This is a genomic window from Lentzea californiensis (assembly GCF_024648825.1).
Taxonomy (GTDB): Bacteria; Actinomycetota; Actinomycetes; order Mycobacteriales; family Pseudonocardiaceae; genus Lentzea; species Lentzea californiensis.
The window spans coordinates 136,118-150,826 of record NZ_JANBBE010000011.1 but is presented as its reverse complement, the minus strand read 5'-3'; the positions used below and the strand labels follow the sequence as shown (position 1 = coordinate 150,826).

At 69.2% G+C, this 14,709-nt stretch carries 11 protein-coding genes; 3 read left to right on the top strand and 8 right to left on the bottom strand.

The window, feature by feature from the left end; all coding sequences use genetic code 11:
* The first annotated feature begins 54 nt into the window (after positions 1-54).
* Entirely contained in the window at positions 55-1,059 is a 1,005-nt protein-coding gene (locus tag LX88_RS32620; protein WP_258951624.1) for a GDSL-type esterase/lipase family protein, read from the top strand.
* On the opposite strand, the gene LX88_RS32615 is transcribed toward LX88_RS32620, so the two are convergent.
* From LX88_RS32615 to LX88_RS32600, 4 genes are all read right to left on the bottom strand, one after another.
* Positions 1,056-1,844: a carboxylesterase family protein gene (locus LX88_RS32615; RefSeq protein ID WP_258951623.1), complete on the bottom strand. Its 789-nt coding sequence runs from the start codon at positions 1,842-1,844 to the stop codon at positions 1,056-1,058. The genes LX88_RS32620 and LX88_RS32615 overlap by 4 nt on opposite strands.
* A 56-nt stretch (positions 1,845-1,900) precedes the next feature.
* Complete coding sequence (locus LX88_RS32610; RefSeq protein ID WP_258951622.1) at positions 1,901-4,297, bottom strand: hypothetical protein; 2,397 nt, start codon at positions 4,295-4,297, stop codon at positions 1,901-1,903.
* A gap of 119 nt (positions 4,298-4,416) precedes the next feature.
* Complete coding sequence (locus LX88_RS32605) at positions 4,417-5,094, bottom strand: hypothetical protein (protein WP_258951621.1); 678 nt, start codon at positions 5,092-5,094, stop codon at positions 4,417-4,419.
* Positions 5,091-5,459, bottom strand: coding sequence for a YchJ family protein (locus LX88_RS32600; protein ID WP_090065252.1), 369 nt, complete (start codon positions 5,457-5,459; stop codon positions 5,091-5,093). Before LX88_RS32600 ends, LX88_RS32605 begins: the two co-directional genes overlap by 4 nt.
* A gap of 95 nt (positions 5,460-5,554) precedes the next feature.
* Between LX88_RS32600 and LX88_RS32595 the strand changes: the two genes are divergently transcribed.
* The gene (locus LX88_RS32595) at positions 5,555-6,106 is read left to right on the top strand and encodes a DivIVA domain-containing protein (RefSeq protein ID WP_258951620.1); all 552 of its coding nucleotides are present in this window, start codon (positions 5,555-5,557) and stop codon (positions 6,104-6,106) included.
* A 114-nt stretch (positions 6,107-6,220) separates the two neighbouring features.
* Complete coding sequence (locus tag LX88_RS32590; RefSeq protein ID WP_258951619.1) at positions 6,221-6,970, top strand: SDR family NAD(P)-dependent oxidoreductase; 750 nt, start codon at positions 6,221-6,223, stop codon at positions 6,968-6,970.
* 19 nt (positions 6,971-6,989) lie between these two features.
* On the opposite strand, the gene LX88_RS32585 is transcribed toward LX88_RS32590, so the two are convergent.
* The 4 genes from LX88_RS32585 to LX88_RS32570 all read right to left on the bottom strand — a co-directional run bounded on the left by LX88_RS32585 (position 6,990) and on the right by LX88_RS32570 (position 14,707).
* On the bottom strand, positions 6,990-7,979 hold the full coding sequence (locus tag LX88_RS32585; RefSeq protein WP_258951618.1) for a hypothetical protein: 990 nt from the start codon (positions 7,977-7,979) through the stop codon (positions 6,990-6,992).
* Between the two features lie 366 nt (positions 7,980-8,345).
* The gene (locus LX88_RS32580; RefSeq protein WP_258951617.1) at positions 8,346-12,113 is read right to left on the bottom strand and encodes a DNA gyrase subunit A; all 3,768 of its coding nucleotides are present in this window, start codon (positions 12,111-12,113) and stop codon (positions 8,346-8,348) included.
* A gap of 31 nt (positions 12,114-12,144) precedes the next feature.
* Positions 12,145-14,196: a DNA gyrase/topoisomerase IV subunit B gene (locus LX88_RS32575; protein WP_258951616.1), complete on the bottom strand. Its 2,052-nt coding sequence runs from the start codon at positions 14,194-14,196 to the stop codon at positions 12,145-12,147.
* A 76-nt stretch (positions 14,197-14,272) separates the two neighbouring features.
* Positions 14,273-14,707, bottom strand: a complete 435-nt coding sequence (locus tag LX88_RS32570; protein ID WP_258951615.1) for a hypothetical protein — start codon at positions 14,705-14,707, stop codon at positions 14,273-14,275.
* Positions 14,708-14,709: the final 2 nt, after the last annotated feature.

Below are 14,709 nucleotides of genomic sequence, written 5' to 3'. Positions count from 1 at the left end.
GGCGGCAACGACATATCCCCCTCGCATTCGGCCACCCACGTAAACTGGCGCACGATGCGCAAAGTGCTCTTCTTCGCGGTGACCGGCCTGCTCACGATGGTGCTGGTCGTGAGCGACCACGTGTTCCCGCCGCCCTCCGACGCGGACAGGGAGACCAGGACAGCGGTCGTCGCGCTGGGCGACAGCACGATGTCCGGCGAGGGCGCCGGCTCCTACGAGGCGGGCACCGACGGCGAGGACGGCGGCAACTGGTGCCACCGCTCGCGCGTGGCCGAGCTCGTGAAGACCTCGTTCGAGGCCGACCAGAAGATCAACCTGGCGTGCTCGGGCGCGAACTCCGACAAGCTGCGCAACGAGCAGCTGCCCCGGCTGCGCACGATCGCCGGCTCGAACCAGGTCGTCGCCATCGTCGTGGCCGTGGGCGCGAACGACGACCCGCGTTTCTCCGAGATCCTCAACAAGTGCTTCGAGGCGTGGGGCAAGCGCAGCGACTGCACGTCGTCCGTGGCACCGGAGTGGACCAAGCGCGTGCGGCGGATGGTCCCGAAGGTCGAGAACACGCTGAAGGCCATCCGCCAGACCATGCGCGACTCCGGCTACCTCGACTCCTCCTACCAGCTGGTCGTGCAGTCGTACGCGGCACCCGTGTCACCGAAGATGCCCCAGTCGCTGCAGAACCTGTCCGGTTGCCCGCTGCGCACCGCCGACCTGGAATGGGTCGTCGAGGAGGCCGTGCCGGAGCTGTCGAACGGCCTGCGCGCCGCCGCGGGCAAGGTCAACGCGCGCTTTCTCGACCTGGCCCGGGCCGGCGAGGGCCACGAGGCGTGCGTGGGCGGGGACGAGCCGGAGACCGAGTGGTTCACCCGGCTGACGGTCGACTTCGACGGTCTGAAGGACCAGAGGCGCGCATCGCACGCGTTGCAGGAGTCGTTCCACCCCAACGCGCGTGGTCACGAGCAGATCGGGCGGTGCCTCACCGAGTTCCTGGCCTCGGACAAGCGCGACGGGGCGTGCGTGCCGCGGCTGGACGGCTCGCTCGGCCTCACCACCGAAAGTTAGACCCAGCGTTTCAGTTCGTGCTGGGGCCAGCCGGGGTCACCCGTCCGGGCGAACCTCGCCCAGGCCGCCGCGATGTCACCGCGGAACATGTCCGGCACGTCCGCACCGTGGTGCGCCGGCGTCCGGGCGTAGATCGACCGGAACGCGCGCCCGTGTTCGTCCGCCAGCCGCATCGTCGGGCGCTGGAACAGTTCCGCGTCCTCATCGGCCGTGTGGCAGACCATCAGGTCCACGTCGTACGGGCCTTCCAACGGACTGCGCGGCAGCGTGTCGCCGTCGACGACCGGTTGGTACAGCACGACTTGCGGGTCTGCGCGCCGCTGCACCTCGACGGCTTCGAGCGGCGTGAAGAACCGCCCGGCGAGGCTGTGCGCGATCGCCCGGTGGAACAGGCCGGCGGCGGACGGCATGACCATCAGGCTCGCAACGGTCTGCGCACCGGACGACTGACCGGCCACGGTGACGTTCGCCGGATCTCCGCCGTAGCGCGCGATGTTGCGCTGGATCCACCGCAACGCGGACACGACGTCGAGCAGGCCGCGGTTGTGCGGAACCCCTTCCAGGACGCCATATCCGTCAACGGCGAGCCGGTAGTCGCAGCTGACGAACACGATCCCGTGCGAGGCGATGACGTCACCCGCGTACTCGGGTTGTGCCGACGAGCCGACGGTGTTCGCGCCGCCGTGGACCCAGAGGAGCACCGGCGCCCCGGAGTCCACTGTGGACCAGACGTTCAGCGTGTGCCGGTCGCCGAACGCGCCGGTCGGCTCGCCGTCGCAGTCCACCGGTGGGTGGAGGCGCAGCGGGCCGACCGGCGGTTCCGCGTAACGGATGCCGAGGTTCAGGCCGTCACCTGGTGCGAGACCGGCAGCACGCGCAGGTTCGCCGCCGCCCGTTCCAGCTGGGAGAGCACGCTCGGGCGCATCCCCGCGATCTCCTGGTCCGCGGCCGGTCCGGCGATCTCCTGCAGCAGCACCTGCTGCGGGTGGTCACCCTCGGCCTCGGCCACCGCGAGCACCCGGAAGGGCGTGCCGGGCGGGAAGACCACGCGTTCCTCGGTGGCCACGGCGACGCGGTCGGTCACCTCGACCACCCGGCCGGTGACCGACCAGATCAGGTACTCGGTGACGCCGTCGACGCGCTGGGACGGGTTCGCGACGGCGTCCAGCAGGCCGTGCTCCACCAGGACCTCGCCGTGGCGGTAGCGCCGCGGGCCCGTGGGACCGCTCACGCCCCACACCGCCGCGATGCCGTTGTGCACGGGCAGGCGGTTCAGACCCGAGACGATGCACGCGACGTACGGGCGCAGACGGCCCAGGCGTCCCATGCGGAGCGTCTCGACGACCATCTCCTCGTCCTGCGACACGCACGCCAGCAACGCCGTGAGGTCGGTGACCATGGCCTCGAACGCGGCCGGGTCCTCCTCCGCGTCCGGACGCTGGGAGAGCAGGCGGACGACCGTCGCCGCGTGCACGCCGTAGCGCTCGCCGAGAGCACGGCGGACCGTGTCGCGTTCGGCGTCGGAGCTGCTGTGGTCCGGGGCGATCGTCTCGCGGTCGCCGTTGTCCTCCGGCGGGGCCTCCCACTGGGCCAGCGGCTGCAGCGGGAGCGGACCGTCGACGCGGAACCGCACCGGGGTGTGGTCCGGGTCGTCCGACGGGAACGCGGCCTCGTCCGGGTCGTCCGCCAGTGCGTGCGACGTCACGGTCGCGATCGCCGGACCCGCGCCCATGCTCGCGTACGCGGGTCTGTCCTGTTCGGGTTCGACCGGCGTGACGGCGGTGAAGAAGCCGGTGCCGTTGTCCGCGGGCTCCCGCGTCGACAGCGTGTGCGCCGCCGAGCTCAGAGCCGCTACCGGGCTGCTGACCGGAGGCGGCGGTGCGATCACCTTGGAGTCGCAGAACACCAGGCGCAGGAGCTTGCGCACCTCGGGTTCCAGGCGTTCCACGAGAGCAGCGCCGTGCACCGCGACCGCACCGGGCGTCGTGCGCCCTGGCGTGCCCACGGTCAGACGAGCCCACTCCGGGTCCAACGGCAGAGTGCGCACCTCGCCGGCGTTGTACGGCTCATCCTGCTCGCGCACCCACAGGCCTGAGGGCACGACTTCGAGCACCACGCCGTCGCCGAGCGCGAACACCCCGGGCGAGACCTCGTTCAGGCCCTGCACGGGCGCCCGGTAGCCGGAGACCACGGGCACGGCCTCGTCCGGCACGCACAGCACCTCGGTGACGAACGGGCGCCACGTCTGCTGCCCGCGCGGGTCGACCGCGATCACCGCGGGTCCGCCCCCGCGCAGGTTGCCCACCGGCAGGCCGGTGAACATCGCGATCGGCTCGCCGATCTGGTCGGCGACGAGGCTGCCGATGGCGGCGTCGATGCCGTACGGCACGAGCCGCACGCGTGACCGGGCCGCCTGGGGCAGCGCCGTGAGCAGGCGGCACACCTCGTCGATCGGGATCGACGACTGGCCGGGCCCGCCGACGACGACCGTCAGCACGTTGTCGCGGCACGGCAGCGCCACGATCGGCCGCGAGTCCTGGGCGGCCGGGTCGAACGGCGGCTGCTGCGCGCGCAGCCACAGTCCGCTCGGGATCGGCTCGGAAATGCCGATCTCACCCGTCGGCCACGGCGAGTTCGGGTCCATCGCCTCCCACTGCGGCACCGGGAAACGGCGGCCGTACGGCATCGGGGACGCGTTCGGCTGGAACTTCACCCAGCTGCCGTAGCCCTGCGTGCCGACGACGAACGCGGCACCGGGCACCGTGGTCAGCACGCCGTCCGGCGCCACGACCTCGGCCTGCAGCTGCTCGGCGAGCCACTGCGCGGGAGCGGTCGGCCGCATCGTGCCGGCGTGCGAGACCGCGAGCCGGATGGGCCCGCGGCCGTGCAGCGCCGTCACGACGTGCGGCCAGAAAGTGCTTTGGTCCCCGCCCGGGAAGTCGACCACGACGACGGTGCGGCCGTTGTCGGCCGGAAGCGCGCGGGCAAGACCCGCGGCGCCCTGGCTCGGGCCCTCGGGAGCGGAGACGACGAGCGTCGACCCCACGGAGTTCGCCGCGAACGGCGTCCTCTGGGGTACCGGCTCCGGCTGCGGTGTCGCTGCCGGGGGCTGCTCGACGGGATACAGATCCAGGTCCTGGTCGGTGCTCGTGATGGTCTGAACTCCGAAACTGCTCTGGCCAGAACTCTGCTGGGTCTGTGGTTGCTGGTCGCCATGGGCGGCGGCACGTCGGCCCATCAAGCGCCTGATCACCTCCGTGCCATCCCGGTCACTCGCCCTTTCGGCTTAATCGGGCAACGGTCGTGCACGCTATCAAGACGCGCCGCACTTCCGTCACCCAGTCGGGTTATTTGATCTCATCCGATCGATACCCACACAGCCCGTGCTCGTCCGCACACTCCGTCAGGTCCAATGATGGCGGACGCCGAGTAGGCCTTGCGCCCGTCCCTTCCAAGCTCCCACGCCAGGAGCACGTGGTCCACGCCCAGTTCGACCGGCCGTTCCACCTGCGCGACGAAGGTGCCGAGCACGAAGGCAGGGCCACCGTCCGGTGCGACGGGCTGCGCGGACGGACAGTCGAGCGCGGCCCAGACGATCTCCGGGAGCACGTTGGTCCCGTCGTTCGGCAGGACGTCCGTCGGCGTCCACACGCCGGCCCACTCGCTGCGGCCGTCGAGCGGGCCGAGCAGCGCGGCGATGCCGTCCTCGCGGCCGGGACCGCAGCCGAAGCACGTCGGGAACGGGTGGTTGTCACGCCACGGCACCTTCGCGGACGCCTTCAGCGACTCGTCGAGCGTCGGCGCGGCGGGAACCTTCAGGTCGAGCGCCGCGGGCTCGGCCGAGGCGATCACGACGTCACCGTCGAGCAGTTGCCCGTCGCTGACCTGCATCTCCCGGTCCAGCGGCACCGGCTTGCGCAACCGGACGCTCACGGCCCGTGCGTCGACGTGCGCGGCGAGCAGACCGGCCGAGTACCCGCCGTTGCCCATGCCGGGAGGCCCGTTGAACCTGCTCGCGACCGTCACCGTGCTCATTCCAGGCCCTCCGCGTACACCCACTGGCCGTTCTCCCTGATGAACCTGCTCCGCTCGTGCACGACACCGCCGACGTAGTGCGCCCGGAACTCCACCACACCCTCGGCCTGGAGCAGACCGCCGTTCTCGGTCGACAGGATTTCGAGCTTCAGCCAGCGGTCGGTCGAGTCGATCCCGGCGCTCGAGGGACGGTGCCTCGCGGCCCACGTGCGCAGCAGGTAGTCCTCATCGGACACGGCGAAAGCGCTGTAGCGAGAACGCATCAGCTGCTCGGCGGTGGCCGCTTTGCGGGCCCCGGAGTGCAGCGCACCGCAACAGTCCACATAGGACTGACCGGTACCGCAGGGGCACAGTTTGTTGGTCACGTCCACATTGTGCCTGGTGAACCCGTTAGAACCGATGTCGCGCCCCGTACGTACCCCTTGTCAAGACTGACTCGCGGGAGGCAGAGGAGACGGCAGTGAGTGTCGACAGCAGGACTGAGCTCGTACCGCTGCGCACGTGGTTCGGGCTCCGATGGCGCGGTTACGACCGCGACGAGGTGGACGACTACGTCGCCGAGCTGGAAGCCGAACTTCGCCTGGTCACAGCCGACCGCGACGCCTCGGAAGCTCGCGCGGAGGCCCTGGCCGCAAGACTGGTCACGGTCCAGGAGGAGAACGCAGCCCTGCAGGACGGCCTGCACCGCATCTGCCTGACCCCGATCGACCTGAAGGGCCTGCCCGAACGGCTCGCCCGGATGGTCGCCCTGGCCGAGGAAGAACGCCGTGACGTCATCAGGGATGCCCAGCTCAAGGCGTTGATGATCGTGGGCGAGGCCGAACAACGGGCCCGCCGGCTCGACGAGGAGGCGGCCGAGAAGCGCGACGGGATCCGCGAGGACTTCCGGCTCGCCATGTCGGCCCGCCGCGCCGAGGCGATGCGGGCCCTGGCCGAACTGCGCAACGTCGCCCGTGACGAGGCGGACCGCATCGTCGCGGAGGCGAAGATCCAGAGCCTCCACATCGAGTAGCCCTTCCGAGAGGATCAGGCAAGAAGCCGACAGCTTTGATCTCCTACCAGCACTGCCTCACCTGGTCTGCTTGGTTCATCAGAAACCAGGCAGACCAGAGAAGGCGGTAGGAACATGTCGGTAGCGATCGTGACCGGTGGCAGCTCGGGCATCGGCTGGAGCACCGCGGTGGAACTGGCCGGGCGGGGCGCCGCCGTGATCCTCACCTACAGCTCCAACGAGGCAGGCGCCAAGCAGGCCGTGGCGGCCATCGAGCAGAACGGCGGCAAGGCCACCGCGCTGCACCTGGACGTCGGCCGCAGCGACACCTTCGCGGCGTTCCGGAACCGGGTGGGCGAAGTGCTGCACGGCTGGGGCCGGGACGACTTCGACGTGCTCGTCAACAACGCGGGCTTCTCCCAGACCGCCCTGTTCCCCGACACGACGGAAGAACTCTTCGACAAGCTCTACCGGGTCCTGCTCAAGGGCCCGTTCTTCCTCACCCAGACCCTGCTCCCGCTCCTCGCGGACGGCGGCGCGGTGATCAACACGACCAGCAGCTCCACCGACCAGCCCGAGCCCGGCTACTCCGGCTACGCCAGCATGAAGGGTGCCCTGGTCGTGCTGACGCGCTACCTGGCCAAGGAGCTCAGCCCGCGCCGCATCCGCGTCAACTCCGTCTCCCCCGGCGCCACCCGCACCAGGCTGGGCGGCGACGCCTTCGAGAAGTTCCCGGAGTTCATCCCCTTGCTGGCCGAGAAGACCGCGCTGGGCCGTGTCGGTGAGCCCGGCGACGTGGCGGTGGCGATCGCGGCGCTCGCCGGTGAGGACGGCCGGTGGATCACCGCGCAGAACGTCGAGGTGTCCGGCGGCTTCGGGCTCTAGGTGCGGTCGCCGTTGCCCGCTACTGCATGTTCGTGACGTGCCGGTGCGCCGGGGAAGCGACACACGTGTAGAGCTGCAGGTTGTAGCCGCGGCCGATGCTGAGCATCGTCGGCTCGTGCGCGGCCGGGTAGGGCGGGTGAACGACCTCGGCGTCCTCGAGCGGCTGCCAGCTCTTCACACCGTCCCACTCGGAGCTGGCGATGGTCAGCAGCGGCTCGACGTCCGCGCCACAATCCGGACAGGACATGGGAGACGGGTCGGAGAAGCTCCACGGCCCGTACCCACCGGCCTTGCAGCCGGGGGCGACGGACAGGTCGTACTGGTACCTCGCCGACTCCCGGTCCTCCCACTCCCTGACCTCCCGGGCCAGGCCGGCGGGCAGGCAATGCGGAGCCGGGTACTCCGTGACCTCCTCCGGGTGCAGCACACAGGGCTGCGGCAGGTAGTTGTCGTCGACCGCCGACGGCAGTGGAGGGTCGATCAGCAGGTCCGTCACCTCGGCCACGACCCGCCAGCGCAGCACGGTGCTCGGCACGTAGCCGTCGTCCTCGTGGTCGAACGGGCACCACAGCACCTGCAGCAGATCTGCGCCGTCCGGGCGGGGCAGGCAAGGAACGTCCCGCGCGTACAACTGGGCCACCGGCACCATCGGCAACGGCCCGTCCTGGACGATCGGCGTGCCGTCGTCCACGCGGTCGACGACCACCTTCTCCTCCGCGGTCAGCAGGTTCACCCCTCGCTCACGCGGACGGGCCCACGCTTCCGCCAGAATCCGCCGCCGCGCCATCACATCGACGATGCTCGCACCGTCCACTGTGGAGTCGGCGTGCACGGCGCAGGCAGGCCACGGTTCCCCCGCCGGCCACCACAACGGACCGCCGAACGAGCTGTCCGCCGCGCTCGGTTCACCTGGCCTCGGGTGCAGCCGCACAGCGGTGCGGGCCAGGGATGCCATGCGGGGAAGGTGCTGCGCCAGATCGACCGGACGCGGCGGAGTGGTGCGGGGCATGGCGGAATGCTAGCCGCGCCTGACCGGCGGGGAGGCCGAGTCCATCGACATTGCCAGAGCCGCCCGACTACTTGCGACGCACGACGCCATCCAGCACGACCTCGACGTCATGTCGTCACCGACACTCGCCCTGCGGCTGGCGTTCATCAAGAAGAAGCGACCCAAGGCAGCGAAGAAGAAGCGCCTGCAGAACCTGCCGTGCAGATGCCGTTGGTGCAACAGCGCAGCCAGGACTCAGTACCGGCCGGGCCCAGCCACTCCGGATCACCTCCGTGGTGTCCGGAGGCCTGCCAGGCTCGTCCAGAAGACACTGAACTGTGGACTCGCCGGCGAGGAGCAGCTCCTCCTCGCCGGCGTCGGACTCGGCTAGTCCCGTTCGATCAGGTGCCCGATGATGTTCGGACCGGGGTGCGCGTGGCCTGAGCCGTCGCGGCGCGGGTCGATGGCAGGCAACTCCACCGGCGTGCCCTTGTCGTCCGCACCGGCCGGGCGCGCGCCGATCCACGCGAGCACCAGGTGCGTCTCGCCCTTGAGGAAGCGCTGCGACCGCACGCCGCCCGTCGCACGCCCCTTGGCCGGGTACTCGCTGAACGGCGTGACCTTCACGCTCTGGCCGGACGAGGTGACGACCATCGGCTCGCCGTGTTCGTCGTCGTCCGTGCGGATCGCGCCGAAGAACACCACGTACGCGTCACCGCTCAGGTTGATGCCCGCCATACCGCCGCCCTTGAGGCCCTGCGGCCGCACGAGCTTCGCGTCGTAGCGCAGGAGCGACGAGTCGGAGCTGACGAACGCGAGGGTCTCGCTGCCGTCGGTGAGCCAGGTGCAGCCGACGATCTCGTCGCCGTCCTTGAGCGAGATGACCTCGAACTCGTCCGAGCGGACCGGCCACTCCGGCACGCAGATCTTCACGGTGCCCAGCTTCGTGCCCAGCGCGATGCCCGGTGAGTCCTTCGGGTCGAGCGGCGCGATGCCGACGACCTTCTCGCCCTTGTTCAGCGGCACCAGCTCGGAGGCCGCCATGCCGCCGCGCATCGAGACCGTGCCGCTTTGATCCGGCAGCACGGGTAGTGGGAGCACGTCCGTCTTGAACGCGCGGCCCAGGTTCGTGATGAGGACGACCTGGCCTCGCGCCGTGGAGTGCACCACGGCCAGCACAGCGTCGTGCTTCACGCGGCCCGCCCGGCGCTTGCCCTCGGACGCCTCCTCCGACTCGGCCGCCGTGCGCGCGACGAGACCGGCGGCGCTCAGGATCACCTGGCACGGATCGTCCGCGACCTCCAGCGGACCGGCGGGCTTGGACGCCGCCAGCACCTCCTTGAGGTCACCGTCGATGAGGCTCGTGCGGCGCTCGCCGCCCAGGTCCTTCGCCACGGCCGCGAGCTCGGTCGAGACGAGCTTCCTGAGCACGCCCTCGTCGTCCAGGATCGCGGTGAGCTCCGCGATCTCCTTGCGCAGCTTGTCCTGCTCGTTCTCGAGCTCGAGCTTGTCGAACTTGGTCAGGCGCCGCAGCGGCGTGTCGAGGATGTACGAGGCCTGGATCTCCGACAGCTTGAACTGCTTCATCAGGCCGTCCTTGGCGGCAGTCGCGTTCTCACTGCCCCGGATCAGCTTGATGACCTTGTCGATGTCGAGCAGGGCCAGCAACAGGCCCTCGACCAGGTGCAGGCGTTCCTCGCGCTTGCGGCGGCGGAACTTCGTGCGCCGCGTGACGACCTCGTAGCGGTGCTGGAGGAACACCTCCAGCAGCTGCTTGAGCCCCAGCGTCTGAGGCTGGCCGTCGACCAGCACCAGGTTGTTGATGCCGAACGACTGCTCCATCGGCGTCAGCCGGTAGAGGTCCGCGAGCAGGGCCTGCGGGTTGACGCCGACCTTGCACTCGATGACGAGCCGGATGCCGTTCTCGCGGTCGGTCAGGTCCTTGACGTCCGCGATGCCCGTGAGGCGCTTGGACTTGTTGACCTCGTCGGTGATCTTCTCGACGATCCGCTCCGACCCCACGCCGTACGGGAGCTCGGTGACCGTGATGGCCTGACGCCCGCGGGAGCCTTCGAGCGGACCGGTCTCGACCTTCGCGCGCATGCGCACGACGCCTCGCCCGGTCTCGTAGGCCTTCCGGACCTCGTCCAGGCCGAGCAGGATGCCTCCGGTCGGCAGGTCAGGGCCTGGAATGAACTCCATCAGCTTGTCGAGGTCGGCTTCAGGGTGGTTGATCAGCCACCGCGCCGCGCCCACGACCTCGCGGAGGTTGTGCGGAATCATGTTCGTGGCCATGCCGACCGCGATGCCCGACGTGCCGTTGACCAGCAAGTTCGGGAACGCCGCCGGCAACACCGTCGGCTCTTCCAGCGAACCGTCGTAGTTCGGCCGGAAGTCGACCGTGTCCTCGTTCAGCTCACCGACCAGCTGCATCGCCGCGTGGGACATGCGCGCTTCGGTGTTGTGGTTGACGAACCCGCCCGCGAGGAACGAGTGGTCCTCCGAAACGACCCGGACCGAGTAGACCTCGGCCGGTTCCGCAGCCTCGACCGTGGTCACCGGCTCGAATCGATAGCCGGAATCCATGATCGGCAGGATCGTCGCGAGGATCTCCGGGTCCTTGATCCGGTCGATGATCCTCAGCCGCTCGGTCTCCCAGCGCTCGACCCTGTCGAAGTTGTGCTGGGTCAGCCACTTGCGACCGCTGCCCCGGCGGTCGAAGTCGAGCGCGCTCCGAACGTAGTCAGCGACGAACGGCACGGAGTCCTGGCTGAGCCGGTGCGGTCGCAGCGGCGAATGCTTCAGCAGGTCCTTCAGCTTCGCCTGCTTGGTCTTGAGGAAGCCGACGCGCTCGGCGAAGGCCGTGACGTTGCGCAGCCCGGAGACGACCAGTCGGTGTTCCACCGCGCCGCTGACACGGACGTAGCGGCGATGCGCGGCGATGACGCCGAACTCCGCAAGCAGCTCCTGCATCTCAGCGGTGAGTCGCTCGCTGTAAGACGAGTACTGAACCGTGAAGCCGTCCTTCGCGACGCGGCAGCCGCCGTCACCTTCGAACGCCGCCATCAGGAAGGCGCGCTTGACGCCCCAGCCACCGCGCCAGACGCACTCCGGCACGAACTTGTCTCGTGCCTGGTGGCCGATGAGTTCTGCCAACGGACTCGCCCGGAAGGCGTCCATGCCACCCGAACACTCCTGAACGTCGAGCTCCCAGATCTTCTTCCGGTCCCGGCGCGTCTCCCGCTCGTTGAGGTGGCGCTGGCCGCCGACCACCTGGTCGTAAGCGTGCAGGACCTCACCGAAGAAGTGCTCGTCGGTGTTGTTGAACCCAGCCCGCGTCTCGGACGCAAAGCCCTCCGACACCCATGCCCCGGCGAGAACTCCGAGGACGTACTCCTGCGCGGTGGGGGTGATCTGAGACCAGGCGTTCCGGGCTACGGCCACGACCGCGCCGGGCTTGAGCTCATCCAGGCGCCGCCACTGGAACAGTGGCACACCCATTGGCGCCTCAAGGCAGAGGACTAGGTGGTTTTCGCTGCCACGGACCGAAAATCCGGACTTCGTGGTCATCCGAAGCGTCGGGTGCACACCGGAGTTGAAGACCTTGTCGACCTGGACGGCCTTGCCGTCCTTGTCGAGCACCTCGAAGTCGGCATCGGCCTCGGAATCAGCAGGAAGATTGACCAGGTCAGCGATTCGCGCGCTCGAACCATCGGCGAGCCGAATCCTGGTGTCGCCGACGAGACAGTATCGGCTCGCGGCCGGTCCATCGTCTGGTGACCCGAAGTTTCCATGCCCGTCGATCAACGGCTCGTTCAGGCTGAAGTCCTGTGCGAGACGGACCAGCGCGTCGTAGATCGCTGTGTCTCCGTGCGGGTGGTAGCGGCCCATCGTGTCGCCGACCACGCGAGACGACTTCACGTACGGCGATGTTGGCCGCTGTCCGTTGTCGTGCATCGAGTAGAGGATGCGGCGGTGCACCGGCTTGAGGCCGTCCCGCGCGTCCGGAAGTGCCCGCGAGTGGATGACCGAGTACGCGTACTCCAGGTACGAGTCCTCGATCTCCGTCTTCAGCGGGTTGTCGAGCACCTTGGCGCCGGCCCGGTCGAACGCGGCTGGGTCGACCTTGGTCGTGGGTCCCTTGCGGCGTGCCATGACTTCGTGACTCCGTCTGTCTCTTGAAGGCTTAGAGGTCGATGGCCGACTGGTCGACCCGTGCGGCGGACTCGACGAGCCAGTTCCGGCGCGGTTCGACCTTCTCGCCCATCAGCAGTTCGAGGGCTTGCTCGGCGGCGTCGACGTCGACCATGGTGATGCGGCGGACCGAACGGGTGGAGGGATTCATCGTGGTGTCCCACAACTCGTCCGCGTCCATCTCGCCCAGGCCCTTGAACCGCGGCACCGGCGTGACGACCTGCTTGCCGGCCCTCTCCAGCGACGCGACCTTCTGCTCCATCTGGCGCTGGGTGAAGGTGAAGTGCGTTTCGGGGTTGCGGCCCCGCGTCATGACCTTGTGCAACGGGGGCATGGCCGCGTAGAGGCGGCCGTCCTCGATCACCGGGCGCATGTACTTGGCGAACAACGTGATCAGCAACGTGCGGATGTGGCTGCCGTCGACGTCCGCGTCCGCCATCAGGATCACTCGGCCGTACCGCATCTGCGGGAGGTCGAAGGTGCGGCCGGTGCCGGCGCCGAGGACCTGGACGATGGACGCGATCTCGGCGTTGCGCAGCGTGTCGGCCAGCGAGGCCTTCTGCACGTTGAGAATCTTGCCGCGCAAGGGGAGCAGCGCCTGGTACTCGGAGACGCGCGCCATTCTGGCCGAGCCGAGGGCGCTGTCGCCTTCCACGAGGAAAAGCTCAGAACGGGACACCCCCGTGGTGCGGCAGTCGACCAGCTTGGCCGGCATGGCCGCGCCCTCGAGCGCGGTCTTGCGGCGTGCCGCGTCCTTCTGCTGCTTCTGCGTGAGCCGGACGCGCGAGGCGTCGACGACCTTCTGCAGCACGGTCTTGGCTTCGAGCTTGGTCTTGCGGTCCTCGGTCCACGCGCGGATCTGCTGGTCGACGATGCCCTGCAGCACCTTGGTGATGCCGGCGGTGGAGAGCTCGTCCTTGGTCTGCGAGGTGAACTGCGGTTCGGGGATGCGGACGTGGATGACGGCGGTCATGCCTTCGAGCACGTCGTCCAGGGTCGGCATCTCCTCCTTCGGCTTGAGCAGGCCGCGGGTCTTGGAGATGGCGTCCTGCACCGACTTCACGACGGCGCGGTCGAAGCCGCGGCGGTGTGTGCCGCCGTGCACGTTGCGGATCGTGTTGGTGAAGCATTCGACGATGCGTTCGTAGCCGGTGCCCCAGCGCAGCGCCACCTCGATCTCGGCCTGACGCTCCACTTTGGACCGCATCACGCCGTTCTCGTCGGCGGCGTTCTCGAAGTAGGTGCCGGTGCCGGTGATCACCAGCGTGCCGGAGACCGCTCGGTCGCCCGAGGGGGCGAGGAAGTCGACCATGTCGGTGAGGCCGTTGGGGTACTGGAAGACCTCTTCGGAGATCGAGTCTTCCAGGGCGGCCCGCAGGACGTAGGTGACGCCGGGGACGAGGAACGCCGTGTTGCGCAGCTTCTGGCGGACGGTCTCCACGTCGAGCGCGGCGCCGTTCTCGAAGTAACGGGCGTCGTACCAGTAGCGGGTCGAGGTGCCGGTCGACTCGTTGCGCTTCATCTTGCCGACGACGTTCAGCCCGTTCTGGCGGGTGAACTTGGCCTTGGGGCCGGGGCCGTCGAAGACGCCGGGAACGCCGTGGGCGAACGACATCTCGTGGACCTTGCCGCCGCGCCGCACGGTGACGTCGTAGCGGTGGGAGAGGGCGTTGACGGCGGAGGCGCCGACGCCGTGCAGGCCGCCGGAGGTCTTGTAGCCGGAGCCGCCGAACTTGCCGCCGGCGTGCAGCTTGGTGAGCACCAGTTCCACACCGGACAGACCGGACTTCGCGTGCACGTCGGTCGGGATGCCGCGGCCGTCGTCGTCGACCTGGACGCTGCCGTCGGCGTGCAGGGTCACCACGATCTTCGTCGCGTGCCCGGCGACGCCCTCGTCGGTGGAGTTGTCGACGATCTCGCTGAAGAGGTGGTTGATGCCCCGGCTGTCGGTGGACCCGATGTACATGCCTGGCCGTTTGCGTACGGCCTCCAGACCTTCCAGGTGGGTGAGGTCGTCGGCCCCGTACAGGGTCTCTGCGGTCACGGGTATTGCTCCCTGATTGTGTGCGGACTGCCAGCAGGGTATCCGCACCCACCGACAATATTTCGCAAGACGCCCGTCACGGTCGCGGAAACCGCCCTGGGTGGTGCGTCACAAAGCCCGGCGCCACGGTCTCCTCACGGGGTGGAGTCGTGGTCCAGTCCTGGAGTACCCGCATCTCAGGGCCGTGCTGACCGGCCAGGGAGTTCAGGTCGGCGTGCTGCCAGCAGCCGGTCGAGATGCGGTCTTCGAGGACACGCGGAGCGACGAGTTCCTCTGCCGCCGTGTGCATGCGGTGCCCGGCGCGGTTGACGAAGAGTTGTCGTACGTCACGTCCGCGGTAGGCGCCGGAGTGCTCGGCCGGGGTGGAGTCGCCGAGCGCCTGCAGCGTCACGACGGGTGAGCGGGGCCGGCCGGAGGGGTCGCCGGAGGATCGGAGCCAGCGGACGGCGGAGGCGTCCGCGGAGACCCGTGGAGCGGCCGCCAGGGAGACGAGGTCGTCTTCGAGGACCACTC

Excerpts from the sequence above, each read along its gene's own strand:
- LX88_RS32585 (WP_258951618.1), bottom strand. The coding sequence starts at position 7,979 with ATGCCCCGCACCACTCCGCCGCGTCCGGTCGATCTGGCGCAGCACCTT.
- LX88_RS32580 (WP_258951617.1), bottom strand. The coding sequence starts at position 12,113 with ATGGCACGCCGCAAGGGACCCACGACCAAGGTCGACCCAGCCGCGTTC.
- LX88_RS32620 (WP_258951624.1), top strand. The coding sequence starts at position 55 with ATGCGCAAAGTGCTCTTCTTCGCGGTGACCGGCCTGCTCACGATGGTG.
- LX88_RS32610 (WP_258951622.1), bottom strand. The coding sequence starts at position 4,297 with ATGGGCCGACGTGCCGCCGCCCATGGCGACCAGCAACCACAGACCCAG.
- LX88_RS32605 (WP_258951621.1), bottom strand. The coding sequence starts at position 5,094 with ATGAGCACGGTGACGGTCGCGAGCAGGTTCAACGGGCCTCCCGGCATG.
- LX88_RS32590 (WP_258951619.1), top strand. The coding sequence starts at position 6,221 with ATGTCGGTAGCGATCGTGACCGGTGGCAGCTCGGGCATCGGCTGGAGC.